This is a genomic window from Marinomonas flavescens (assembly GCF_004352835.1).
GTDB lineage: Bacteria > Pseudomonadota > Gammaproteobacteria > Pseudomonadales > Marinomonadaceae > Marinomonas > Marinomonas flavescens.
Map to the genome: position 1 here is coordinate 23,683 of NZ_SJSB01000007.1, position 26,428 is coordinate 50,110.

General features: G+C 42.0%; 24 protein-coding genes. 1 reads left to right on the top strand and 23 read right to left on the bottom strand.

What is annotated here, in order from left to right:
- Positions 1-85: 85 nt before the first annotated feature.
- From E0D70_RS08750 to E0D70_RS08790, 9 genes are all read right to left on the bottom strand, one after another.
- Positions 86-1,006: a DUF368 domain-containing protein gene (locus E0D70_RS08750; RefSeq protein WP_133011898.1), complete on the bottom strand. Its 921-nt coding sequence runs from the start codon at positions 1,004-1,006 to the stop codon at positions 86-88.
- Positions 999-1,664 carry a protein-L-isoaspartate(D-aspartate) O-methyltransferase gene (locus tag E0D70_RS08755; protein WP_133011899.1) on the bottom strand — a complete coding sequence of 222 codons (666 nt, stop codon included), beginning with the start codon at positions 1,662-1,664 and terminating at the stop codon, positions 999-1,001. Before E0D70_RS08755 ends, E0D70_RS08750 begins: the two co-directional genes overlap by 8 nt.
- On the bottom strand, positions 1,661-2,407 hold the full coding sequence (surE, locus tag E0D70_RS08760) for a 5'/3'-nucleotidase SurE (RefSeq protein ID WP_133011900.1): 747 nt from the start codon (positions 2,405-2,407) through the stop codon (positions 1,661-1,663). The genes E0D70_RS08755 and surE overlap by 4 nt, the downstream gene beginning before the upstream one ends.
- Positions 2,385-3,479 carry a tRNA pseudouridine(13) synthase TruD gene (gene truD, locus E0D70_RS08765; protein WP_133011901.1) on the bottom strand — a complete coding sequence of 365 codons (1,095 nt, stop codon included), beginning with the start codon at positions 3,477-3,479 and terminating at the stop codon, positions 2,385-2,387. Before truD ends, surE begins: the two co-directional genes overlap by 23 nt.
- Positions 3,476-3,967: a 2-C-methyl-D-erythritol 2,4-cyclodiphosphate synthase gene (ispF, locus tag E0D70_RS08770; protein WP_133011902.1), complete on the bottom strand. Its 492-nt coding sequence runs from the start codon at positions 3,965-3,967 to the stop codon at positions 3,476-3,478. Before ispF ends, truD begins: the two co-directional genes overlap by 4 nt.
- Positions 3,968-3,988: 21 nt before the next feature.
- Positions 3,989-4,681: a 2-C-methyl-D-erythritol 4-phosphate cytidylyltransferase gene (gene ispD, locus E0D70_RS08775; RefSeq protein ID WP_133011903.1), complete on the bottom strand. Its 693-nt coding sequence runs from the start codon at positions 4,679-4,681 to the stop codon at positions 3,989-3,991.
- Complete coding sequence (locus E0D70_RS08780; RefSeq protein ID WP_133011904.1) at positions 4,678-4,953, bottom strand: septum formation initiator family protein; 276 nt, start codon at positions 4,951-4,953, stop codon at positions 4,678-4,680. The genes ispD and E0D70_RS08780 overlap by 4 nt, the downstream gene beginning before the upstream one ends.
- 102 nt (positions 4,954-5,055) lie before the next feature.
- Entirely contained in the window at positions 5,056-6,357 is a 1,302-nt protein-coding gene (gene eno, locus E0D70_RS08785; RefSeq protein ID WP_133011905.1) for a phosphopyruvate hydratase, read from the bottom strand.
- Between the two features lie 52 nt (positions 6,358-6,409).
- Positions 6,410-8,044 carry a CTP synthase gene (locus E0D70_RS08790; RefSeq protein ID WP_133011906.1) on the bottom strand — a complete coding sequence of 545 codons (1,635 nt, stop codon included), beginning with the start codon at positions 8,042-8,044 and terminating at the stop codon, positions 6,410-6,412.
- 525 nt (positions 8,045-8,569) lie between these two features.
- Here E0D70_RS08790 and E0D70_RS08795 point away from each other — a divergent pair.
- Positions 8,570-9,250, top strand: coding sequence for a nucleoside/nucleotide kinase family protein (locus tag E0D70_RS08795; protein ID WP_133011907.1), 681 nt, complete (start codon positions 8,570-8,572; stop codon positions 9,248-9,250).
- Between the two features lie 42 nt (positions 9,251-9,292).
- On the opposite strand, the gene E0D70_RS08800 is transcribed toward E0D70_RS08795, so the two are convergent.
- The 14 genes from E0D70_RS08800 to bamA form a co-directional block, all read right to left on the bottom strand.
- On the bottom strand, positions 9,293-11,338 hold the full coding sequence (locus tag E0D70_RS08800) for an FUSC family protein (protein ID WP_133011908.1): 2,046 nt from the start codon (positions 11,336-11,338) through the stop codon (positions 9,293-9,295).
- A 9-nt stretch (positions 11,339-11,347) separates the two neighbouring features.
- Positions 11,348-12,208: an efflux RND transporter periplasmic adaptor subunit gene (locus tag E0D70_RS08805; RefSeq protein ID WP_133011909.1), complete on the bottom strand. Its 861-nt coding sequence runs from the start codon at positions 12,206-12,208 to the stop codon at positions 11,348-11,350.
- Positions 12,209-12,213: 5 nt separating this feature from the next.
- A complete protein-coding gene (locus tag E0D70_RS08810; protein WP_133011910.1) occupies positions 12,214-12,417 on the bottom strand; it encodes a DUF1656 domain-containing protein in 204 nt (67 codons plus the stop codon).
- 147 nt (positions 12,418-12,564) lie between these two features.
- Positions 12,565-13,500 (bottom strand): D-2-hydroxyacid dehydrogenase family protein, encoded by a 936-nt coding sequence (locus E0D70_RS08815; protein ID WP_133011911.1) that lies wholly within the window; start codon positions 13,498-13,500, stop codon positions 12,565-12,567.
- A gap of 22 nt (positions 13,501-13,522) precedes the next feature.
- A complete protein-coding gene (tilS, locus tag E0D70_RS08820; protein ID WP_133011912.1) occupies positions 13,523-14,830 on the bottom strand; it encodes a tRNA lysidine(34) synthetase TilS in 1,308 nt (435 codons plus the stop codon).
- Positions 14,831-14,947: 117 nt separating this feature from the next.
- A complete protein-coding gene (gene accA / locus E0D70_RS08825; protein WP_133011913.1) occupies positions 14,948-15,895 on the bottom strand; it encodes an acetyl-CoA carboxylase carboxyl transferase subunit alpha in 948 nt (315 codons plus the stop codon).
- A 114-nt stretch (positions 15,896-16,009) separates the two neighbouring features.
- Positions 16,010-19,486, bottom strand: coding sequence for a DNA polymerase III subunit alpha (gene dnaE, locus E0D70_RS08830; protein ID WP_133011914.1), 3,477 nt, complete (start codon positions 19,484-19,486; stop codon positions 16,010-16,012).
- A gap of 4 nt (positions 19,487-19,490) precedes the next feature.
- Positions 19,491-20,090: a ribonuclease HII gene (gene rnhB, locus E0D70_RS08835; protein WP_133011915.1), complete on the bottom strand. Its 600-nt coding sequence runs from the start codon at positions 20,088-20,090 to the stop codon at positions 19,491-19,493.
- The gene (lpxB, locus tag E0D70_RS08840; protein ID WP_133011916.1) at positions 20,090-21,238 is read right to left on the bottom strand and encodes a lipid-A-disaccharide synthase; all 1,149 of its coding nucleotides are present in this window, start codon (positions 21,236-21,238) and stop codon (positions 20,090-20,092) included. Before lpxB ends, rnhB begins: the two co-directional genes overlap by 1 nt.
- 76 nt (positions 21,239-21,314) lie before the next feature.
- A complete protein-coding gene (lpxA, locus tag E0D70_RS08845) occupies positions 21,315-22,091 on the bottom strand; it encodes an acyl-ACP--UDP-N-acetylglucosamine O-acyltransferase (RefSeq protein WP_207923236.1) in 777 nt (258 codons plus the stop codon).
- Positions 22,091-22,531, bottom strand: a complete 441-nt coding sequence (gene fabZ, locus E0D70_RS08850; RefSeq protein WP_133011918.1) for a 3-hydroxyacyl-ACP dehydratase FabZ — start codon at positions 22,529-22,531, stop codon at positions 22,091-22,093. The genes lpxA and fabZ overlap by 1 nt, the downstream gene beginning before the upstream one ends.
- 6 nt (positions 22,532-22,537) lie before the next feature.
- The gene (gene lpxD / locus E0D70_RS08855) at positions 22,538-23,569 is read right to left on the bottom strand and encodes a UDP-3-O-(3-hydroxymyristoyl)glucosamine N-acyltransferase (RefSeq protein ID WP_133011919.1); all 1,032 of its coding nucleotides are present in this window, start codon (positions 23,567-23,569) and stop codon (positions 22,538-22,540) included.
- Between the two features lie 3 nt (positions 23,570-23,572).
- On the bottom strand, positions 23,573-24,067 hold the full coding sequence (locus tag E0D70_RS08860) for an OmpH/Skp family outer membrane protein (RefSeq protein WP_133011920.1): 495 nt from the start codon (positions 24,065-24,067) through the stop codon (positions 23,573-23,575).
- 34 nt (positions 24,068-24,101) lie between these two features.
- Positions 24,102-26,420, bottom strand: a complete 2,319-nt coding sequence (gene bamA, locus E0D70_RS08865; RefSeq protein WP_133011921.1) for an outer membrane protein assembly factor BamA — start codon at positions 26,418-26,420, stop codon at positions 24,102-24,104.
- Positions 26,421-26,428: the final 8 nt, after the last annotated feature.

Below are 26,428 nucleotides of genomic sequence, written 5' to 3' on the forward strand. Positions count from 1 at the left end.
ATGATGGAGATAGCGGAAATACCTTTTTAAATGCAAATTTATTGATAACCTACAACCTTAAAAGTCACCTGAAAAGTAAAAATCATTATTTGTATATTTTTCGTAAAGAAACGTAAGAAATAAGAAAAACACTAAAAAAACCTAGCAAGATAAACACCAATGGAAGCAATAAATCAGTACTGATTTGATAGCTCATCAACTGCCAAGGAAGAATCAAATGCTCTTCTACTGGTAGCTTTTTATCGCCAATAATGACCCAACTATCCGTCACTTTCCAAGGCCATACTTTGACTAAAGCACCTAGCATGATGCCTGTTAAAGCAGAAAGTGTAACCTGTTTAGCGTGTTTAAGCAGATAATTAAGTACTTTAGAAAAGCTCAACAACCCAATCAAGGCCCCGCAAGCAAAGATAGCTATAATCAAAAGATCAAAGCTTTTAACAGCCCCTAAAATAAAACCGTACATCCCCATCATCAGCAATAAAAAACTGCCTGAAATGCCTGGTAATATCATTGCGCAAATAGCAATCATCCCAGATACAAACACCATGGGATAAGAAGTGTTTAACTGTGTTGGCACAATTAAAGAAATCGCAGCGCCTACGGCTATTCCGACCACAAGACAAGCAAAATGACGAGATGAGAACGCGTGTATTTGGCTAATTAAAAAATACGCTGAGGCTAAAATCAAACCAAAGAAAAAACTCCACAAATACTCAGGATACGTTGCTAACAAATGGGTAATCAGCCCTGCAATTGCAAAAATACTGGTTAAAATGCCCAGTCCAAGTGGTAATAAAAAACGCCCATCAAAATGCCCCCAAAGCCCCTTAAAATCACCTTTTAAAAGCAATTTGATGCTGTCTTTGTTAACGCCACTTAACGCATTAATCAAACGGTCATACAAACCTAAGATAAAAGCAATAGTACCACCAGATACTCCAGGGACAACATCCGCAGCCCCCATCATTACGCCACCCAGATACACTTTTAGCCAATTAGGCATATTCTTTACCTTCTAATAATGGAACAAAGTTCGCAGACGTTGTTCCTAAACATTTCCAATGTTGACCTTTTTTTTGCCAACACCCTATACAAGAGCTAGGCCTATCGATTGGCATAATAAGAATGCCATTTTCTTTAAGACAATCCGTTAACACAACCGGGACTTTACTCGCCATGGCGGTAATGATAACGGCATCCATGTCGATTTTATGTGGCCAACCCATCTGACCATCACCAAAATAGAACTCGACGTTTTTGATATTCATTCTATTAAGTCGGTCTTTGGACAATTGATAGAGAGACTCTTGTCGCTCAATGGTATGAACTTTATTAAAAAAATGAGCAAGAATTGCCGTTTGATAACCAGACCCTGTTCCCACTTCCAATACCCGACCACGGCGCGCATAGTTCAATAGCCATTGCGTCATCCGCGCAACAGTCACTGGCTGACTTATAGTTTGATTTCGTCCGATAGGCAAAGGGGTAGCAGAATAAGCAAGGTGAGAAAAAGCAGGCTCAACAAATTCATGACGAGCAATACTTCCCATAAGAGCCAATAACTCTAGATGATCAATACCCTGCTCTTTAAGTTGAGCAACCATCTGTGCGGCTCTAGGCTCGGTATGTTTAACCAACCATTGCAGATCATATGGGCTCATAATGTCAAAGAAACAACCCAATCTTCCAAAGGTTTCTTGGCTTCATGACTGGTCATATCAGTATGAATTGGCGTAATAGATACATAACCTTCATCCACCGCATGAAAGTCTGTTCCAGGTGATGCATCGTAAGGCTTTGAAAGCGCCCCAATCCAAAAGCTAGGAAGCCCTTTGGGATGCTGCGCACTAATCGCTTCTTGAGCCCGATGCCGATAACCAAGACGCGTGACCTTAATGCCTTTTAACGACTCGTAAGGTACATCAGGTACATTAATGTTTAACAGCACTCCAGGGGCTATAACTAATGAAGGAGAGTCTTGGATTAGTTGCAATATAACCTTAGCTGCCGTTTCAAAATGAATACTTCCCACTAAAGACACTGCCAACGCAGGCCGGCCAAGATGACGAGCCTCCATAGCCGCCGCGACCGTACCAGAATAGATCACGTCATCCCCTAAATTAGCACCATGGTTAATGCCTGAAACCACCATATCAACGTGACCAGCTATCACGCCAGACAATGCCAGATTAACGCAATCGGTCGGAGTACCATCTACGCGATAATGATTATCTGAGATTTTAGTTGGTTGTAATGGTCTAGTTAACGTTAACGAATTACTCGCTCCACTACGATTTCGATCAGGTGCCACCACTAAAATGTCATATTTGGTCGCCAATTGAAGAGCGAGTATGTTAATTCCCTGAGCATCAATACCATCATCATTCGCGATCAATATTCTCATGATATTTCTCTGCTGATTTGTCAATAAAATCTATCATTTCACGCAATATACTGGTCGCAAAACACCCTTTAGAAAGTGAGAACTCTACTATAAGTTGAGCTTTCTCATTTGGTATTTGAAGCAATTCCCAGGCCATATCCATTGGCATTAGTCGCGCCAAGCGACTCTCTCGAGACAAACCAAAATTAACCAAAGCCTCAACAAGCTCATTACTTTGCGACAAACTATTTTTTATTGCTTGTTCTCGCTGCGGACCCGTTCCAGCCTCCCAACCCTCACAAACTAACGGTAACACTGGGTGTAACTTACCTCTCATCGCACCAAGATGCAGAGCCGCTGTCATGTCTTTCACTCGAAATTGGTTATCTTTACCCTGATGCTGAGCAATATCTGCGTCGCAAAGTCGAGCCCACATTCCTGTTTCTACTTGATCACTCAAAGCTTCATTGAAGCACCAAGAACGAATCGCCGATAACCAAAAAGATTCCGTCTTTGAAAGCTTGTTACGACTTTGCCTTCCTTTTAGTACAAGGTTCTTGCCGTTATGCAAATTATTGCCGTTAATCCCAAAGCGCTGAGGACCGTAGTAGTTGGGCACGCCCCCCATTTTAATCAACTCAAGGCGATCTTCTAGTTCACTTAAATCGCCTTCCAACTCCCTAATTCGCAATACAAAACGGTTTGCTACATGGCTACCGGTGCGCAGTTTTTTAGAGTGACGAGATTGTTGTATCACGCGAACACTTTCAGGCTCACGAAATGCTTCCTGAATAGTAGAAAAGTCAGGCGTTTGGTTAAGTACATGAAGGCAAAACCACTGTCTTGTACAAGCATGGCGATCTTTAACGCCACTATAAGTTACCTTGTTGGGTGCAACCCCTGCAATTTGAGCCAAACGCTTAGCAAGGAAATCTGTATTAATTCCTTGTTTTTCAATAAAAACAAAACAAAACTCACCTTGTTCATCTGGCTCAAAACCCAAAACTTCTTCAACATAAAAGTCCTGTACTGTGGTTTTTAAGTCTCCAGTAATCGTTGGTTTTGACCAGGCATAGCGCCAATCGGTGTTCATTCGTTACTCACTTTATAAATTAGTGCTACCGCTTCAACAGCGATACCCTCTTTTCGCCCAGTAAAACCTAACTTTTCTGTTGTCGTTGCTTTTACATTAACCGCATCAATATCGATTGATAAATCTTCAGCGATATTTTGACGCATCGAATCGATATAAGGCCGCATTGTCGGTGCTTGAGCAATAATAGTGATATCCACATTGCCAACCAAAAAACCCAAAATTCGAATTTCTTGATAAGCTCGCTTAAGAAGTTCTCGGCTGTCAGCACCTGAGAAAGCCGCATCGGTATCAGGGAAATGTTTGCCTATATCACCTAATGCTGCGGCGCCTAATAGGGCATCAGTTAATGCATGTAAAGCGACATCGCCATCAGAATGGGCAATTAAACCTTGGGAGTAAGGGATCTTTTCACCACCTAAAACAATATGGTCACCTTCACCGAATTTATGTACATCAAAACCATGACCGATACGAAACGGCATCATAAGAAGCCTCCCATTTTGTAATTAATTAAGTTGTGAAAATAATGCTTCTGCGATTAATAAGTCTTCCGGTAAGGTGACTTTTATATTGCTACTTTCGCCGACAACAAGATCAGGGTGCCAACCTATAAATTCCATAGCAGAACACTCATCTGTGATCTCAACACCGTGCAAGTGAGCTTTTTTCAGCGCTTCAAGTAAATCATGTGCGGGGAATTTTTGTGGCGTTTGCGCCAGCCAAATATCCTTGCGGTCTAACGTATTCTGAACATTACCTGATGGAGACTGACGTTTAATCGTATCGCGTGCGGGAATCGCTAAAATAGCGCCATGCTTACTAACGTTCGCAATAATACGGTCTAATGCATCTTGCGTTAGAAGAGGCCGAGCGGCGTCATGAACTAACACTGACTGTTGATCTATTCCATGACATTCATTGAGAAAGGCCAACCCTAACTGAACGGTTTCGCTGCGCGTTTCACCCCCGATATAAGTAGAGACTTGGGGATGATTTATCCATTTTGATTCTTGCCAGTAAGCATCATTTAAGCCTAAACCAACAAGAATACCGGCAACCATAGGATGGTTTACAAAAATGGAAATAGTACGATCTAGAATAGACTGTCCAGCCAAAGGGAGGTATTGCTTAGGAAAGCCCGCCTTCATACGCTGGCCAACCCCTGCAGCAGGAATAATAATCCAATGTGGTTCTGTCATTTTCCAACTATCCGATAAAATACTTCACCATCTTTAATATATTGAAGCTCGGTTCGAATATGCTCTTCAACAGCCTCTTCACCCTGCCGGAGATCATCAACCTGAGCCCTTAATGCTTGATTACGGTGTTTAAGTCGAAGGTTCACACTTTCTTGATATTCAATCTGTTTAGCTAATTCCTCTTGGCGCTTTATCCCTTGATCACCATAATATAGATGATATCCCTGATAACAAATGACACAAGCAAACAGAAAAAACATCGATCGCAGCATAACGCCCTCTATCTATTAACGACTCCCTATTATTAAAGGAAATCGACTAAAAAAGTATAAAAAAAGGGAGAACAATGTTCTCCCTTTTTAGATCAGGGCAAATTATGCCTGACCTTTGATCTCAGAAAGACCTTTGTATGGTGCTTTTCCACCTAATTGCTCTTCAATACGTAGCAATTGGTTGTACTTAGCTACACGGTCAGAACGACATAATGAACCAGTTTTAATTTGTCCAGCCGCTGTACCAACCGCAAGATCTGCAATTGTTGCGTCTTCTGTTTCGCCAGAGCGATGAGAAATAACAACGGTAAAACCAGCATCTTTAGCCATTTTAATGGCCGCTAATGTTTCAGTTAAAGAACCAATTTGGTTAAACTTGATTAAGATCGAGTTAGCGATACCGTTGTCGATACCACGCTTAAGAATCTTAGTATTGGTTACAAACAGATCATCACCAACTAATTGGATTTTATCACCCATCAATTTAGTTTGATGTGCAAAGCCATCCCAATCAGACTCATCAAGACCATCTTCAATCGAAACGATTGGATATTGCTTAGTAAGATCTTGTAGGAAAACGTTAAACTCTTCAGAAGTGAATTTTTTACCTTCACCTTTAAGGTCATAGATATTGGCTTCTTTATCATAAAACTCAGAGGCTGCACAATCCATTGCTAACGTAATATCTTTACCTAGATCATAGCCCGCCGCTGCAACAGCTTCTTTAATTACAGCCAATGCTTCAGCGTTAGACGAAAGGTTTGGCGCAAAACCACCTTCATCACCCACTGCTGTACTTAGACCACGATCACTCAATACTTTTTTCAGAGCATGGAAGATTTCAGCGCCGTAACGTAATGCTTCACGGAAATTTGGTGCACCAACTGGCTGAATCATAAACTCTTGGATATCAACGTTGTTATCAGCGTGCTCACCACCATTGATGATGTTCATCATAGGCACAGGCATAGAATAAACACCTGGTGTACCATTCAAATCAGCAATGTGTTGGTAAAGAGGTACCTTTTTAGAAATTGCCGCTGCTTTCGCCGCTGCCAAAGAAACCGCTAAAATGGCATTCGCCCCAAAAGTAGATTTATTCTCAGTACCATCTAAGTCGATCATCACCTGATCAAGCTCTTTTTGATCTAGTGCGCTTTTCCCTATCAAGGCATCACGAATTGGACCATTTACCGCTGCAACTGCTTTTAGAACACCCTTACCTAAATAACGACTTTTATCGCCATCACGTAATTCTAAAGCTTCTCGAGAACCGGTAGAGGCACCAGAAGGTGCACACGCTGAACCCACTGCACCATCAGCCAAAATAACATCAGCTTCAACAGTAGGATTACCACGAGAATCTAAAACTTCTCTGGCTTTAATATCAACGATCTGACTCATAAAAAACCTCTTAAAATAAATAAAAAATTACAAACAATCTGTTTGCTAACCGTTATTTTTCTTTGCCAGCATATTTCAATGCCGCATGGACAAAGGCACTAAATAGCCCATGTCCATATCTAGGCGTAGAAGTAAATTCAGGATGGAACTGACAAGCAACAAACCAAGGATGATCCGCAATTTCAACCATCTCAACCAAGGAGTTATCTGCCGAGCGACCTGAAATGGTCAAACCCGCTTTTTCAAGCGCTGACACATAGAAATTATTTACTTCGTAACGATGACGATGGCGCTCTTCAATGACGTCTTTCCCGTAGGCCTCAAATGCTTTTGTGCCTTGCGTTAAATTACAGTCTTGGGCGCCTAAACGCATTGTTCCACCTAGATCGGATTCCTCTGACCGGATTTCTTTGGAACCCTCTGCATTAGTCCATTCAGTAATCAGACCAACGACTGGGTTCTCTGCTTTAAGATTAAATTCTGTACTGTGTGCACCAGATAAGTTTGCTACATTTCGAGCAAATTCAATAACTGCTACTTGCATACCTAAACAGATACCCAAGTATGGCACCTTGTTTTCACGAGCATATTGAGCAGTGGTAATTTTGCCCTCTACACCACGTTCACCAAAACCACCAGGAACAAGAATAGCATCCATTCCTTTAAGCTGGTCTGTTCCGTTCTCTTCAATACTCTCAGAGTCAATATAATGCAATTTCACTTTTGTTCGAGCATGAATACCCGCATGATCCATGGCTTCGATGAGTGATTTATAAGCATCCAATAATTCCATGTACTTACCGACCATGGCAATATTAACTTGCTTCTCAGGGTTAAGTTTTGCCTGAGTTACTTTGTTCCAAATACTCAAATCTGGGATATCACAATCAAGACCAAAACGCTCTACAATCAAGTTATCCAGACCCTGATCATTTAACATTTGAGGAATACGGTAAATAGTGTCTGCATCTGGAAGAGAAATAACTGCGCGTTCTTCCACGTTAGTAAACAAAGAAATTTTCTTACGTTCAGGCGCTTCAATAGGAACTTCAGAGCGACAAACAAGAATATCTGGCTGAATGCCAATGGAACGCAATTCTTTGACTGAATGCTGTGTCGGTTTGGTTTTTGTTTCACCCGCTGTACGGATGTAAGGGACCAAGGTCAAATGCATAAACAAAGCGCGATGAGAACCAACTTCAACTTTCATCTGACGAACGGCTTCTAGGAAAGGCTGTGACTCAATATCACCAACGGTACCGCCAATTTCTACTAAAGCGATATCGGCACCTTGTGCACCGGCAATAACACGTCGTTTGATTTCATCTGTGATGTGGGGAATAACTTGAACAGTACCACCAAGGTACTCGCCACGGCGCTCTTTCTTCAAAACGTGTTGATAAACACGCCCTGTCGTAAAGTTATTACGCTTGCCCATTTTAGTGGAGATAAAACGTTCATAGTGACCTAGATCTAGATCCGTTTCCGCACCATCTTCGGTAACGTAAACTTCACCGTGCTGGAAAGGACTCATGGTACCAGGATCCACATTGATGTATGGATCCAATTTTAGCATGGTGACTTTTAGCCCACGTGATTCGAGTATCGCGGCTAAAGAAGCAGCAGTCAGACCTTTACCAAGTGATGAAACTACGCCGCCTGTGACGAAAATATATCGTGTCGCCATGAGTGTTTAACCCGCCTTAAAAAATGAGAAAATTAGATTTGATGGTGCAGATAAATACACCTTCAGGACGGGAGAAAATAATAACATTGGAAGACGTTTCACTCAATGTAAAACACCCTGTTTTGCATCAAAGTAAGTAAAAGGCCGCTCTAATAATTGAAAAGACATAGCAAAAAAAAGAATGTAGGGATCTCTTCTTACAGTCGATGTTTTATACAACACCAGTAACCTCGGGATAACGCTCTTCGTTTCTCGTCTAAAAAAGGTGCCAATCAAAGGTCTAATAATCATTTCATCCAATAGAGACGCATACCCTCTACTTAAAACGACTGGAAAAATTGATTCTGTGTGCAATCAAATAAGAGATGGCTAACTGCTTGAGCTATGACAATGTCATTTTCTTGCTTTCTTGTTAAAAATTACCTACGCAATGAAGACGAACATAAAACGTCGTTCAGTCTACACTTAAGGTAGCGATATACAGCGACCTTAAGAAAGAGCAATGATATTTTATAGGAGCACAACATGATCCCAGATAAACTACATAACTTATATGCGTACTCTAGCGATGTAGAGCAAGCAATAAAAAAAATGGAAAGCATGTTAGTTAAACCTAATCGCTCAATAATTGGTTTAAGTGGCGGACCAGGATCAGGAAAAAGCACTCTTGCTAGATACCTCTACACAAGAATGAAAGAACTATATCCCAACCAAGTAGCTTGCCTTTCCATGGATGGCTTTCACCTAACCAAACAAGCCCTTGCGGAACTACCTAATGCAGAGGAGGCTTTTTCAAGGCGTGGTGCACCATGGACGTTTGATACCGAGAGGTTCATTCAAAAAACAAGAAGCTTAAAAGACATCTATCTTCAACAAGACGTACTTTGGCCAAGCTTTGATCATCGTTTAGGTGACCCAATTGAGAATGATATTATCATCTCGAAAGACACTAAAATAATACTAATTGAAGGGCTTTATCTTCTTCACAAAGACGATGGCTGGCAAGAATCTGCCGGTTTGATGGATCAACATTGGTTTCTTGATACGCCATTAGAGCTTGCTTTCGAACGACTTGCTCAAAGACATATGCAGGCATTTGGCTGCACTCGAGATCAAGCCATGAGCAGAATCCAAAACAGCGACTGCATCAACGCCAAAACTGTTTTTGCCTGCAAATCTAACGCTGATTGGCATTTGACTATATAACCAATGAATTTAGGGAAGAGAATTAAAGCAGACAAGCCAAAATCAGTTTGGCTCTTCTGCCATTACTTCCGCACTTCGCTGTAAAGACAAGTTCACTCTTTGAAACATCCCCTGAATCATATCAGTTTGAGAGGTTTTACCTACTTTTCTAATCAGTTCATGATTCAATATTACACAGGCATTGTTAAAGCCTTCATCAAATTGACCTTTTGTTGCCATCATAAAAGCCTTTGCTAGTGCGCTTTGCCACTCGTCAACAGCCCTTAAATCAGCCCCCACAATGCTTTCACAAAGTGAATGCAAGCGAATAGAAACATGCCCCAAATTTAGCCCAGTCAAACCTAAATCGGTTACTACTCGAGTCTTTGAGCGCTGATCGTAATTAATCAAACGCAGTAAGCGGTCTTCCATTCTTCGGTTAAACCAAGCTTCTGCGTTCTCTCTATTTTTAAGTCCAGCTAAGTCTTCTGTTGTCGCTTTAAAAAGGCGACGAATCAGCAACTGATTACTCGGCCCTTCTATAAGCTGAAACAACCAATACAAAATAATCACACCAACAAAAATCGCCATGGCTGCACTTAATGTGTAATCCACAGAAAAAGCCAGAGACATATCCATGCTAGGCCGAACTAGAATCGTAAAGGGAATACAAAAACCTAATCCGTAAGGAAGTGTTTCTCGTTTTGATAAGGCTAGCAAACCTATAAAATAAGGACCCGCAAGCACCAATAACAATAACACTAGCTGTCCCGAACTTTGTGCTAGCAAATTAAGTGCGTAAAAAATAGCCACAGGAACAGCAACCAACACACCAATTAGCATACGACGCAGTACAACGCTCAAAATCATCAGAGGCAAACGAGCCAGCATAATTGAAAAGATAACAGGTAAAATCATAATCATTAAAGCGGCAGGTGAACCAGTATTAAGCCATAAAAAGGCCCCTATTAAAAAATACAAACTGGTTCTAAGGCCCGTTACCAAACCCACAAGCGGATCACGATGTGAGTGCATACTCGGTGCTTTTAACAAAGTACTATCACGCTCTTCAAGCGCACGAAATGCGCGCAACAGAATCGCCAAATCCGCCGTTAACTCTAAGCCTGTTTTTAGCATTCTTATTTCGAAGGGATGATTGCTACCTTCAGGTGGTCGCACCTCTGAAATATTTTTTCTCAGAATCCTTACTTGCTCATAGCTGTCATTAAAATCATCTGCTTCTGCAATTTTCGAAAAAGCCTTTCTGAATTGATCTAAAAGCTCCGTAATCGCAGGCGTCATCATTTCTGTATGACGCCGTTGCAGACGACCAAAAATCTGAATCACAGCCAAAAGAGACAATACTTTATGACATATTTGATTGGCAGCACGAGATCGCCCAGGCCCTTCTGGCCCTTCGTATGCCACTGCACTTGAGTCATCGCTAACCAAACTGAGTGTTTGCATAATAGCATCTATGTGCTGATGACGATTTTCATGAGAGCCTGATGGGTCTAATTCGGCAACAAGGTAATTCAACGTTTGATTGATAACTGAGCGAGATTGAATTTGTAGTCCATCTTTAACCTTCACTGGCCAAAAAAGATGGCTGACAATACCGGCACAAATGGCGCCAATAATCATTTCACTTACCCTAGCTTGCGCCACTGCAAACACGGCTTGGCTGTCTGCCGTCGAAGGGGATACCATGACAAGTAAAACAATAATTTCAGCGGTCACACCCGCCATAGCAAAGCCATAGATAAAGTTTGTTTGTCTCACCATCGCTGACAAAGCAGAATTTAAACCAAGCCACAAAGTCACAATACCAACGGCCAAATAAGGGTAATAGATAAATTGACTTAATATCAAAATACCCACTAAACCACCCACGAGCGTACCAGTAATTTGAAAAATAGCTTTTTCAATAACCAAACCGCTTTCAGGGCGCATTTGTAAAAATACAGCAGAAATCAACGCCCAATAAGGCCGATCAAGGTTTAAGAACATAGATAAGGTTAATGCCATGGACATAGCAATAACGCCTTTTAGCGCAAAAATGACAGAGCGCCGTTCAGGCATAAGCAGGGTTTGAAAAACAATACCCACGCCTCTCTCCTATCGTTCAGTAAGATGAATAGAAGCGGTCATACCGGCGCTAAGTCGAACACCACTAGGGAGTGGATCGAGTTTTATATCAACTGGAATGCGTTGTGCCAAACGAACCCAGTTAAAGGTCTGTTGAACTTGAGGAAGCAACTGATTATTACTTTGCGTATTGGTATTAGCAATGGCGCGCCCAATACTCACCACATGCCCTGTAATGGCCTTACCACCACTCATTAGAGTGATCTTCGCTTTCTGCCCAAGGTGAATCAAGGGTATTTTGGTTTCTTCGAAATACCCTGTCACATAAAATGAGTCCGCTTTCACTATCGCCAACACGGAAGAACCTCGGCTAACATAATTGCCTTGGCGTAAATTCAAATTAATAATATCGCCCGCCTCTGGCGCATAGACTTCAGTTCTCTGTAAATTGATTTTGGCTGTCTCAAGTTCAGCTTGAGCCAACTTATAATTTGCCTCTGCAACTTTGGTATTGATTCGAGCGGTTTCTAAGTCTTCTTGGCTAATGGCGTTATTCTCGGTTAATTGTCGACGTCGTTCGTATTTATGCTTTGCAAGCTCCCACATATACTTTTCATTCTCAGCGCTGGCCTCACTTTCAGCTAAAGCAGCTTGATAACGCTTTTGATCGACTCTAAATAGCAACTGACCTTTTTTGACCGGTTGATCATTATTAACATTAAGCTCCGTTGCCCAACCAGATACATCTGGCGCAATGGTAATAACATCAGCACGAACACGTCCATCTTGAGTCCATGGCGAATTCATATAATCATTCCACACCCAAGTCCCTGCCAATACAGCCGCAAGCACAAACAACAAAGTCACAAGAATACGTAAAAACTTCACCATAAGATTTATCTTCCACCAAATAAATAGACAGTTGCTGCTAGATAACAAAAAAATAATGACACTTCAAACCATGCCACTTTCCATATTCGCTCACGCAAATGAAGCTTATGCAAAACAAAACGAGTACCCGCCACCATCAAAAAGGCGATTGGAAACAAAATAACAAGCGGGCTAAACTCTAACCCACCAAAAGAGACGGCTTGAAGCATAATAATTCTAGTCTTATGTTGCCTAATGGGATTGTGCGATAAAACGTGATATCAATATTAGAGCGTTAATGACCATTAAACCAAATGATTGTGCAGCTAAGTGCTAAACAAAAAAGAGAAATTAATACAACACCAAGTTGGCGTTGTTTACCCAGCGAATGCGATCAAGTTCTCAAAAGCAACTCGACAGTAAAGCTCATAACTATTTTTCTCAACATAGCCGATATGAGGTGTTGCCAAAACATTAGGTAATAAAAGCAAAGGGTCTGACTCAGTAACAATTGGCTCTTGCTCAAAAACATCAATTGCAGCAAAACCAGGATGCCCAGAGCGCAAAGCACTTACCAGAGCATTCTGCTCCACCAGCTCTGCCCGACTAATATTAACCAGCAGAGCATCACTTTTCATTCTGCTAAGGTCTTCTCGTGTAACAGCCCCTTTGGTACTGTCATTTAGTCTTAAATGCAAAGATAGAACATCACTCTGTGAGAAAAATACTGCCTTAGATTCTGCCGCCATATAGCCCGCTTCTAACGCTTTTTGACGAGATGAGACGCTACCCCACACTAAAACCTTCATCCCAAAAGCGGTTGCGTATTTAGCCACTCGCTGGCCTATCTTACCAAAGCCCCAAACACCGAAGACCAATCCATCCAATGTACGCCCTAATCCTAGCGAATCGGATGATTGCCATTGGCCCGATTTCAGATGGCTGGCATAAGGAACAATATGACGAGAAGCTGCCATAATTAATGCCCAGCAAAGCTCAGAAGGCGCCACTGGGGAGCCAATGCCTTCAAGCACAGTAACACCATGACGCTGACAAGCTTTGGCATCAAGGTGATTGCTTATCTTTCCCGTTTGGCTAATCACTTTCAATTGTGGCAAGGCGCTTAGAAACGCTTCATCTACTGTCGTTCTTTCACGAATAAGAACCACAGCATCCATATTCTGTAATGCATTACACTTTTCTTCTGGCGTTAATATGTCACTAATAATCGTGACGTCATGTGCCTTCAATAAAGACATGCACTCAAGATTTTTTATGACATTTTGATAATCATCTAATATCGCAATTTTCATATTTATCTCACCGCTAGACTTATTAATCACATAAGGGGAAAGGCAATGTTTCATTTAAAAACCAGCTAAATTTGATGCTTTGATAGTTAGGATGGCGCCATAATGAGCCTATCGCAACTAATTCGTCCTCCAAATAAAGATACGGTAAATGCTCTCGCCACCAGCTAGGTACTTTCTGGTCATTGAACCACTTCTTCAGCTTACGAGTGTGTCCATTTTGCATCAAAATAGACACACCTTGAGGCCGCTCTCGCAAAGAGAAATGGCCGTCACTTTCAACCAACACCTGATCAAAATCACGCTCAAAAATTTGCCCTAAAGCTAGTAACCCCAATGTCACTTCTTTATCTTTTGGCAGCACATAAATAGCGCCTTGATGGCGCATAATACGTCCAGAAGAAAATTTAAATTCAGGTTGCTTATCTAGGTCACTAAACACCATGAAATCCAAACTTTCCAATTGAGCATGGGATAACGAGACACCTCTTTCTTGTAAGAAATGGCGGAGCCAGAACAAGCGTTTATCCGAGGAAAGAGTACGAAAATTCGACAAAATTAAGCCACCGGCTGGACTACACCAATCCAATAATTGCTTAGCCGCAAAATCAGCTAGCATAGAGTAATCTGTGGCAAGACGTTGCGCCGTAGAAGCAATACTATGTTCCATCTGAGGGAACCGCGTTTCCAACGTAGGTATTATCCGATGACGCAAAAAGTTTCGAGTGAACTTTTCATTTCCATTAGACTCATCTTCTATCCAATGAAGTCCATGCTTTTTTGCATACGCGGTAATAGCATCTTTGGATGTATCTAACAAAGGGCGGATAAGTAGAGCCGACCCTAAATCACGCTCTTGAGGAATACCCGCCAATCCTTTTCCGCCAGTGCCCCGTAATAAACGAAATAAAACCGTTTCGGCTTGATCACCAGAATGATGAGCCATAAGCAAAACATCTTGCGGAGCTAATACCTCTTCAAAAGCACGATAGCGAGCCTTGCGCGCCGCATCTTCAATCGAGGCTTGAGATGCTAATAAGACTCTGCGAGCGACAAAGCGAACACCTAAATCCTGACAAACAGAGTCACAATGGGTTAGCCAATCGTCTGCATTCATGCTCAATCCATGATGAACATGAATGGCTGCCAATCTACTTTTTTGTTCAGGAGATAAAACACGCGTCAAGGCGTGGAGTAAAACATGAGAGTCAACCCCTCCGCTAAAACCAATCCAAACGACACCAGCACGACTAAACAGTCGTTCAATCCACTCTGGATTAAAGCTCAGCGAGTTACTGGATACTAAAGGAGATACAGAAAAATAAAGGCTCATGATTAAAGTTAAAAGCTACTCTCGTCAATATATAAGCTAATAATATACAGCACTAACTCTCTCTATAAACGAAAAAAGCCCCCTAATATTAGGAGGCTTTCAGAAACGCTAGTGAAACTACAAACCGTAAGACATCAGACGATTATAACGACGAGCCAAAAGCTCTTCTTCGGTTAAATCATCCATACGACTCAATGCAGCCAGTAAATTTTCTTTTAGACTGTGTGCAATTTGTTCATGAGCAATATGCGCACCACCCATTGGCTCTTCAATAATGGTATCAACAAGACCAAGTTCTTTAAGTCGTTGAGCAGTAATCCCCATTGCTTTAGCGGCATCTGACGCGCGCTCAGCACTCTTCCATAGTATAGAAGCACAGCCTTCTGGAGAAATAACAGAATAAGTTCCATATTGAAGCATCATTAATTCATCGCATACACCAATGGCTAACGCACCACCAGAACCACCTTCACCAATAACGGTAGAGATGATTGGCGTTTTAAGACGAGACATAGCGGCAAGGTTAAAGGCAATTGCTTCACTCTGTCCACGCTCTTCTGCGCCAATGCCTGGATAAGCCCCAGGTGTGTCGATTAGAGTAATAATTGGTAATTTAAAACGCTCAGCGGTTTCCATCAGGCGTAATGCCTTACGGTAACCCTCTGGACGCGGCATACCAAAATTACGAAGTACTTTTTCTTTTACTTCACGGCCTTTTTGATGACCAATAATCATCACTGGACGACCTTCTAATCGAGCTATCCCGCCAACAATGGCGCGATCATCTGAATAATGACGGTCACCGTGCATCTCTTCGAAATCTGTAAAGGCGTGCTTGATATAATCAAGGGTATATGGACGTTTTGGGTGGCGTGCTAATTGTGACACCTCCCAAGCACCTAGATTACTAAAAAGACTTTTTATAAGCGCTAATTTCTTGTCTTCTAGACGACTGATCTCATCGCTAATGTTGAGTTCATTGTCGTTGCCTACTAGACGCAATTCTTCTATTTTTTGTTCGAGTACAGCAATCGGCTGTTCGAATGGTAGATAATCTAAATTCATGTTTAATTACACTGCTATTTGGTTGCCATCAAATACAAGGCAAAATACATTTTGCCATCTGCTCTGTCGACGCCGCTTCTCGCAACGCTATTTTGTACAAACTATAAAATGAGGCTAAGTATACACTAGCTGAACATTTTGTTTACCGTATTGTTTCTGAAGTTCATGAATTAATTCGTCATTAGGTAAAATTTTCCAATTTGACCCTAGTCGAATATCACCATGAGCTTGGTCTGTATCAAACCCAATAACTACATCACATCCGTTCCCTCGAAATGGTTCCATGTATTTTGCCAATTGCTGGATGGCCTTGGCAGTCACCGTTTCTTCACTCCATGTTATACGCAATGCTTCAACATATCGAACTCGTGCTTGTGGTATATCGAAAATATTCCGAGCGATGACTTTTTGGCCACCTCGGAACTCATCAATATTTATCTCCCCTTCAACCACCACGACTTCATCTTTTACAATGACGCCTTTTAAGGCTTCGTAGCTATCGGGAAACACAGTCACTTCTATTCGTGCCGAACGATCATCCAACGTCACAAAGGCGATATTGCCACCTTTTTTACTTTTGGTAATTCGTAAATCCACGATCAACCCTGCCATCACCTGAGTGTCACCACGTTTTGGCTGCAAATCAACGATACGAGAACGCGCGAAACGACGAATTTCTTTTTCATATTCATCGATCGGATGACCCGTAACATAAAGACCTAATGTGTCTTTTTCACCATCCAGACGCTGACGCCCAGACCACTCATGTTGAATACCAATTTCATCGTAAGCATTCTCTGTTGGTTCATCAACCGCGATACCAAACAAATCCATCATACCCGCATCTTTACTTTTTGCGGATTGATCTGCCCTTTTCAAGGCCCCATCAATCGATGCAAACAAGGTTGCTCGATTTGGTCCTATGGTATCAAATGCTCCGGAACGCACTAGCGCCTCCATTACACGCTTATTAACTTTGCGCCCCACTCGCTGACAGAAGTCAAAAATATGCTCAAACGGTCCCTCTTTTCGCGCTTCAACAATCGCTTCAATTGGACCTTCGCCAACGCCTTTTATAGCGCCTAGACCGTAAACAATTTCACCGGCAGGTGTCACGGTAAACTTATAAACAGACATATTTACGTTAGGCAATTCTAACGGTAGTTTCATCGAGCGACATTCTTCGATAAAAATAACGATCTTATCGGTATTCTGCATATCCGCCGATAATACAGCCGCCATAAATGGGGCTGGATAATGTCTTTTTAACCAAGCTGTTTGATAAGACACCAAGGCATACGCTGCCGAGTGAGATTTGTTAAATCCATAGCCGGCAAATTTTTCCATCAAGTCAAAGATGTTACCGGATAATTCTTTGCTAACATTGTTTTTGAACGCGCCTTCCATAAAGATTAAGCGCTGCTCAGCCATAACTTCGGCTTTCTTCTTACCCATCGCTCGACGCAATAAATCGGCGCCACCTAACGAGAATTTCGCCAGCACCTGAGCAATTTGCATAACCTGCTCTTGGTACAAAATAATACCGTACGTTGGTTCCAGAACAGGAATCAGATCTTCATGTTGGTAATCAGGATGCGGGAAAGCCAATTCGGCTCGACCATGCTTACGGTTAATGAAATCGTCCACCATGCCAGAACCCAAAGGCCCCGGACGGAACAAGGCCACTAAGGCGATAATATCCTCAAAACGTGAGGGCAATAACTTCTTGATCAACTCTTTCATACCACGGGATTCCAGCTGGAATACCGCTGTCGTTTCCGCTCGCTGCAACATGTCGTAAACGGATTTTTCTTCCAAATCGATCAAGGCAATATCAAGTGGCGGCTTGCCTGCCAACTCATGGATCTGGTTAATGTTCTTAACCGCCCAATCCACTACCGTCAGCGTTTTCAACCCTAAAAAGTCGAACTTAACCAAGCCCGCTTCTTCTACATCGTTTTTATCGTATTGAGTCACCAAACCTGAGCCATCTTCTTCACAATACAAGGGTGAAAAATCGGTTAGTTTAGTTGGCGCGATTACTACACCACCAGCGTGCTTACCAAAGTTACGCACGACGCCTTCAAGAGAAAACGCCATTTCCATAATTTCGGCAGCATCCTCGTCTGCGGCTAAAAATTCAGGTAAAGCAGGTTCTTCCTCTAACGCTTTTTTAAGCGTCATGCCAATTTCAAAAGGAATCAGTTTAGAGAGTTTATCACCTAAACTATAAGGCTTACCTTGCACCCGTGCGACATCACGCACCACCGCTTTGGCCGCCATCGCACCAAACGTAATAATCTGAGAAACTGCATCACGCCCATAGGTTCGAGACACATAATCGATTACCTTATCTCGGTTTTCCATACAAAAGTCGATATCGAAATCCGGCATAGAAACACGTTCAGGGTTCAAGAAACGTTCAAATAGTAAGTCGTATTCAAGAGGGTCCAAATCGGTAATTTTAAGCGCATAAGCGACTAAGGAACCCGCACCGGAACCTCGTCCTGGGCCGACTGGAATATCGTTATCTTTCGCCCATTGGATAAAGTCCATTACGATCAAAAAGTAACCGGGAAATCCCATTTGATTAATGATGTTCAGCTCAAAATCAAGTCGATCCCAGTATTCTTGTCGGCGTTTTTCAATACGCTCACCGTACTTATTAACCAAAAAGTTAAAGCGATCTTTAAGCCCGTCATAGGAGAGATTTTTGAAGAACTCATCCATCGTTAGACCATCAGGAACAGGAAAGTCCGGTAAGAAGTACTTACCAAGCAATACATCGACACTGCAACGTTTGGCAATTTCTACGGTATTCTCTAGCGCCTCTGGAATGTCCTCAAACAAGGCTTCCATTTCTTCTGCGGTTTTAAAATATTGCTCTTCAGAATACCGACGCTTACGACGCGGGTCATCTAAGGTAACGCCATCATGAATACAGACTCGCGCTTCATGAGCTTCAAAGTCCCCACGCTTTAGAAAACGCACATCATTGGTCGCTACAACAGGACACCCTAGTTCGGAAGCAATTGGAATAACGCCATGAATAAAACGTTCTTCCCCTGGTCGGCTTGTTCTCTGAAGTTCAACATAAAAACGATTAGGAAAAACCGACATCCAATAAGCTAATTGCTGTTTCGCTTCATCTGGATGGCCTTTTTCTAGCAAGAGGCCGACATCACCTTGCCGAGCACCTGAAAGCGCAATAACATCTTCACTGTGTTCTTCAACCCATTGACGCTTAATAATTGGACGACCATCAACTTGCCCCAGTTGATAACCTTTAGAAATCACCTTAATGATATTTTTATAGCCTTCATTTGACATAGCCAACAAAGTCAAACGAGAACGTTCTTCAACAACCTCGTTTGCTTCTAGCATCACATCAGCGCCACAAATAGGCTTAATCCCTTTATCCATTGCGCCTTTATAAAAACGCACAAAACCACACAAATTATTTTCGTCGGTCATGGCTACAGCAGGCATCGAGAGGCTTTCGGTTGTATTTAATAAGCCTTTAACTTTCACTAATCCATCGACTAAAGAAAATTCTGTATGAACCCGTAAATGGATAAACGATGTAGACAAAATATTATCCTTCTAAAATTTTCTTCACAGGGCCGAAACTGCGCCTGTGGATAGGGGTAACGCCAAGCTCTTTTAGCGCGGCAAGATGCTGCACCGTAGGATAGCCTTTATGCTTTTCAAGGCCATAACCTGGATAGATTGCAGCCATTTTTACAATTTCATGATCTCTCGTCACTTTTGCCAAAATAGACGCGGCTGAGATCGCGGCATGACGAGCATCGCCTTTTACAACCGCTTCAGCAGGACAAATCAAATCTTTAGGCACGCGATTTCCATCAATCAATGCATGCTCAGCCGGTACTGACAATTGATTCACGGCGCGACTCATCGCCAACATACTGGCATGGAGAATATTTAACTGCTCAATTTCTTCTACGCTGGCACTGGCGATGGCGTAAGCAAGGGCTTTTTCTTTAATTTCAATAAATAGTGCTTCACGCTTCTTTTCCGATAATTTTTTAGAATCTGCCAAGCCTTTAATAGGCTGCTTAGGATCTAAAATAACCGCAGCAGCAACCACACTGCCAGCTAACGGGCCTCGTCCTGCTTCATCTGCCCCAGCAATAAGATCACCAAAGTAGAGAGTACTTACAAAGGGTTCCATCAATTCAATTTCCCTTCGACAAGATCTACCACTGCTTGAGCGGCCGTTTCACCCGCATTTTTACGCAGCATCAGATGCAGCTCTTTATAGTGCTTTTGAATATTCTGGTCGCCGAGGAATGACTGCCAAGTTTGCAGTAAACGACGACTTAAATTATCGGGGGTGGCTTGATCCTGAATAAGCTCTGGCACTAACGCATCATTGGCTAACAAATTGGGCAGTGATACATAGGGAACTTTTAGCATTCTTGACATAATGGCGTAAGTTAACGCACTAAATCGATAAGCCACTACCATCGGGCGCTTAACCAGCATCGCCTCTAGAGCGGCGGTTCCAGACGCCAATAAAATAGCATCACTTGCCGCCATGACGATACGTGACTGACCATCAACCACAACAGCCTCGGTATTGGCTTCATGAAGCAAGGTCTCAATCTGCTGCCTACGCTCTTGATTCGCCGCCGGTATTAAAAAAGTAGCATTAGGCTGTTGTTGCTTTATGAGTTTCATTGTTTCAATAAATAATGGGGCTAACTTACCCACTTCACCAGCCCTTGAGCCTGGCAATATAGCAAACACTGGCCCATTCAATTCAGGAAGATGTAACTGAACTCTCGCTTCTTGAGCGTTGCTTTCAAGGGGGATGTCATCAGCCAAGGTATGACCGACACACACAACTGGAATCTTATGTTCATGATAAATTGGCAGTTCAAATGGGAACAGCGCCAACATCAGATCTACAGATTTTTTAATTTTGAAAATACGTTTTTGACGCCAAGCCCAAACAGAAGGACTAACGTAATGAACTGTTTTGATTCCTGACTCTTTTAGTTTTTTTTCTAGAGGGATATTAAAATCTGGAGAGTCTATTCCGATAAATGCTGTTGGTGGATTTTTAAGGCAAGCCTGATACAGTTGTTTACGTATTCCTAAAAGCTCACGCAGCCGCCCCAACACCTCAACCAATCCCATCACAGAAAGTCGATCCATAGGCACAATACTTTTCAAGCCTTGAGCTTGCATCAATGGCCCACCAATACCTTCAAAGGTCGCTTCTGGTTGCAAAATTTTAAGATGCGCAATCAGACTAGCACCAAGAATGTCGCCTGATGCCTCTCCCGCTACTATTACATACCGTGTCAACGCCATTCAATTTCTTCCATATAAATAATAAAAACCCCGAATGAATCCGGGGTTTTCTTTCACAATATCTAGCAAGCAATGTTTAACGAACAATGCCGCGCTTAGAGCGCCGGATAGACAAAACAAAGTCAATTACTTCTGGAATGTCATAGATAGCATCATTTTCAAGCTCCTTTAACGCATATTCTAAAGTCATTCCCTTTAGATATACCGTTTTGTATGCCTTACGAAGCGCTTTAATAACAGCTAAGGGAACGCCTCTACGACGCATTCCTTCGAAATTCATTCCATGCGCTTTAGCTGGACTACCAGAGACCATCATAAACTGTGGAACATCTTTCGCCACCATCGAACCCATACCACACATACTGTATGAGTTTACTTGGCAGAACTGGTGAATTCCGGTGTAACCACCCAATATAACAAAATCTCCCACTGTTACATGACCCGCTAAGGCAGCGTAATTTGCGAAGATATTGTTATTGCCAACGACACAGTCGTGACCGGTATGGGTACTTGCCATAAACAAGTTATGATCACCAATCTGAGTTATACCATTATCTTGTATCGTGCCACGATGAATCGTCGCATTCTCACGGATAATATTATAATCCCCTATGATGAGCTTTGTTGGTTCACCTTTATACTTTTTGTCTTGATTTGCCTCACCAACTGAAGCAAATTGATAAATTTCATTATGGCTACCAATGGTCGTATGACCATTAATAACCACATGAGATTTAATAACGCTACCCGCGCCAATCTTTACATTCGGCCCAATAACAGAAAAAGGTCCCACTTCAACGCTGGAATCCAGTTCTGCTTTTGGGTCAACTAAAGCTGTAGGGTGTATCGTCACTATACCTTCCTGTCTGCACACATGATTGTTGCTGAACATGCAAGCTCGCCATCAACGCTTGCTCTACACTCGAATTTCCAGATACCACGTTTCTCGGTGATAATCTTAGCTTCTAATTGTAGTCTATCACCAGGCACAACGGGACGTTTAAATCGCGCTTTATCGGCACCAACAAAGTAATAAATAGAACCATCTTCTGGGGTTTTACCCATGGTTTTAAAACCTAGCACACCTGCAGCCTGTGCCATTGCTTCAATAATCAGAACACCTGGCATAACTGGATAGTTAGGAAAATGTCCGGTGAAGAAGGGTTCATTCACTGTTACGTTTTTATAAGCGACAATAGAATCATTTAGATTAATCTCAATAACTCGATCTACTAGTAAAAATGGGTACCTATGGGGTAAGTATTTACGGATTTCATTTACGTCCATAATCATTTAGCATCAACCTTCTGTTAAAAGCTTATTAACTTGCTGTTCCAGTTTTGAGATTTGTTTTGCCATATCATCGATTCTTCTTAGTCTTGCCGCCGAACGTCGCCATTTATCCGTTGGCTCTAATCCTGTTCCAGAGGAATACGATCCCTCCTTAAGAATTGACTTACTTACCAAACTCATTGCTGTTATATGTACACAGTCTGCTATTTTTAAATGGCCAACTATGCCAACGCCTCCTGCAATAGTACAGAAAGAGCCTATTTTAGTGCTGCCAGCAATCGCCGCACAGCCTGCAATTGCGGTATTATCCCCAATTACAACGTTATGAGCAATTTGAACCTGGTTATCGATTTTAACACCATCACCGATTTTTGTATTCTCAATAGCACCACGGTCAATGGTGGTGTTTGCACCAATTTCTACTCGATTGCCGATTTCCACAGAACCAAGTTGATTGATTTTTTCCCATCCCTTTTTCGTCGGCGCAAAGCCAAAGCCATCAGCGCCAATTACTACACCACTATGAATAATACAATCCGCACCAATTGAAACATCATGATAGAGGGTTACATTAGGATAGATATGGCATTTGCTTCCAATTCGAACACCACGGCCAATAACGCATCCTGCTCCAATCACACAGCCATCTTCAATCACAGCATCAGCATCGATCACCACATTGGGTGCAATAATAACATTTTCTGCAATAGTAGCGTCTTTAGAGATCACACAACTTACATTTACCCCTTCCCACTGTTGAAAAGTAGGAACGAATAAATGAGATAACGCGGCAAAAGCTAAATAAGGATTTTTTACGATAATGGCATTTTCTACTGCCAATGAAAGCTCATCGTCCTTAACAAGCACAGCGCCTAGTGTCGTAGAAGCCAGTTGACTCTGATATTTTGGATTCGCCAAGAAACCTATTTGGTTTGGCGTCCCGCTTTCAAGCGTCCCTAGCCCTTCAACTCTTAAGTCGGGGTCTCCTTTTACTCTACCCTCAACCTTCTTTGCTAACTGGGCTAGAGTATAATCCATGTTTTACTTACCTTTATTAATACGATCGATCAATTCTTTTGTAATGTCTGTATCGGCCTTGGCATAAACAACGGTCTCTCTATTTAAAACCAAGTCTAACTTACGCTCTTTAATGATTTCTTTTAACGCCACTTCCCCTTTTGGGGTTAGCGAGTTAATTAATTTTTGCTCTAATTGTTTTGCTTGGCGCTGCATACCAGCCGCCATATTTCGCACTTGCCCCTCACGCTGAGCAAAAGCAATACGACGCTTTTTTAAATCTTCTGGGCTTAATGTAAGTTCGTCACGCTTCAGGTCATTAGCCATCTGCTTCAACTCACCTTGCTCTTTCTTTAGCCTAGCATCCATCGCTGCAACTTGTTTCTTGGGCTCTACTGCTGCTTTTTGACCGACGTTGCTTTGCATTAAAGCGGCGCGAAAATCGACAACAGCGACTTCACTTGCGTGCACGCTGCCGATTAACAATAGCCCTACAAGAGCGCCTAATAAGTTTTTCATGTATGTTCTCCTTGTTATGCGTTCTTAAACCAGCTTAAAAAGTGGTTCCTAGCTGGAATTGGAAGAAATCAGTATCATCGCCATCTTTAGCATTCAACGCTTTAGCTATATTAAATGATAACGGCGCGATTGGCGTAATCCAGGTCCAACTAAAACCAACACTATAGCGTAACTCATTAAGATCAACGCCCTCTGTACACTCTGTATTTCCTGAAAGACAGGAATCAGTAAATACATTACCACCATCTAAGAAGATAGAAGTTCGAATTGATTTATGATCTTCAACCATCGGCATCGGGAAAATAATCTCAGCCGTTCCCGTTAATAACGCATTTCCCCCCATAGCCGAACTGCTAGAGCTCGAAGTACTTGGATATGAGTTTTTTGGTCCTAACGAAGAGGAACTGTAACCTCGTACCGAACCTGTACCGCCAGCGTAATAGTTCTCATAGAAAGGTAACTCTGATGTATCACCATAGCCGTTCGCATACCCTACTCTACCTTTTACATGAAAGAGCCAAAGGTTAGAGTTCTGAATATTCCAGTATTTCTGAGAGCTCAACCCTACTTTGTAATACTGCTGATCACTAACCGGAGTAGATACCTGTAAACTAGCACTGGTTGAATAACCGTTTGTTGGCAGCACACCACCGATCAAATCACTATCACTCCACGATATTGAAGCAAGTAAATCATCAAAAGAGTCGCCATTGGTAGAGACAAAGCCACTTGTTTCCTGTGATGGGTCATCACTCAAATTAATATTGGTTTCCTGCGCAGTCACACCAAAAGTAATTCGCTGTGTGTCAGAAATTGGGTAACCATAAGTGAGCCCAGCACCAATTTTATCAAGTTGATAATCCTCTATATCAGAATCATCATAATTACTACTTTGATAATAAAGTTTAGCACCACGGCTAACACCATCTACCGTAAAGTACGGGTTAGTATAACTAATTGTATAATCTGAATAGCTACTGGCGCGAGTGGCGTTAAATGCTAACTTATTCCCCGTCCCTAAGAAGTTTGACTTAGAGATACCAAAACCTAGAATCAAACCATCTGAATCAGAAAAACCAATGCTTGCTTGAATACTGCCAGACGCTTGCTCTTCTACCGTCACATCCAAATCCACTTGATCGGTTGTGCCAGGAACACGACGTGTTTTTATATCGACTTTACTAAAGAAGCCAAGACGTTCAATACGACGTTTGGATGCTTGGATTTTAGAATGCGTCGCTAACGTCCCTTCAAACTGAGTCATCTCACGACGCAACACTTCATCGTGGGTTTCGCTATTACCACTAAAAGTAATACGACGAACATAAACCTTTGGTCCTGGGGTAATTTGATACGTCAAATTAACGGTATGATTATCAAGTTTCTCTGGAAGCAAGTTAACATTTGCAAACAGATAACCGTGATCACCAAGCTCCGCTGAAATGTTATCGATAATAGTCGTCACTTGACTACGAGAGAAAACATCTCCTTTTTTCTGATCGATTTTCTTCCAAACTAAATCTTCGGAAATTGGAAGACTACCGTTTAGTGATACATTGTTAATAGTGTAAGGTTTGCCTTCGTCCACATTAATGACAACATAGACGTCTTTCTTATCAGGAGACAGACTTACCTGGCTTGACTCCACTTTAAAATCTAAATAACCGCGGTCTAGATAAAAACTTTTTAGAGTGTCTAAATCGCCCTGTAATTTCGCCTTACTGTATTCATCAGCAGAGCTAAAGGGGTTCCAAGAGGCACCTTTTTCACCTGACTGAAAGTCTTTTGTTAGCGTTTCATCAGTGAAGGCTTTATTACCAACAATGTTAATGTGGACAATTTTTGCCGTCTTACCTTCGTCGATTTTGATCGATACACGAATCCTGTTACGCGGCATTTTTTTAGTAGTAACATCTACTTTTGCACCGTATCGACCCAACGCATAGTACTGACGCTGTAATTCTTGTTGAATTTTATTCAAGGTTTCGGGTTTATAGATTTCACCCACCTCTAGGCCAGATAGCTTCAAGCCTCGTTTAAGGTCTTCGGTTTTAATTAGATCATTACCTTCGATCGTTAAATCACCGATAGAAGGCCTTTCATCTACTTTAAACGTTAAGACATCTTTGTCTTCATAGACATCAATGTTACTAAAATAGCCCGTTCCAAAAAGCGAATTAATGGCCTGATAGACTTTATCAGAATTATAAGACTGCCCTTGTTCAAAACCAATAATGTCAAATGCTCTTGATGACGGCATTTGAACTAAGCCATCAATACGGACATCTTCTATATTTTTAGCGACACTTTGCATGCTTATCAAAGCCAACAATACTGCTGAAACGACCTTCACATATACCT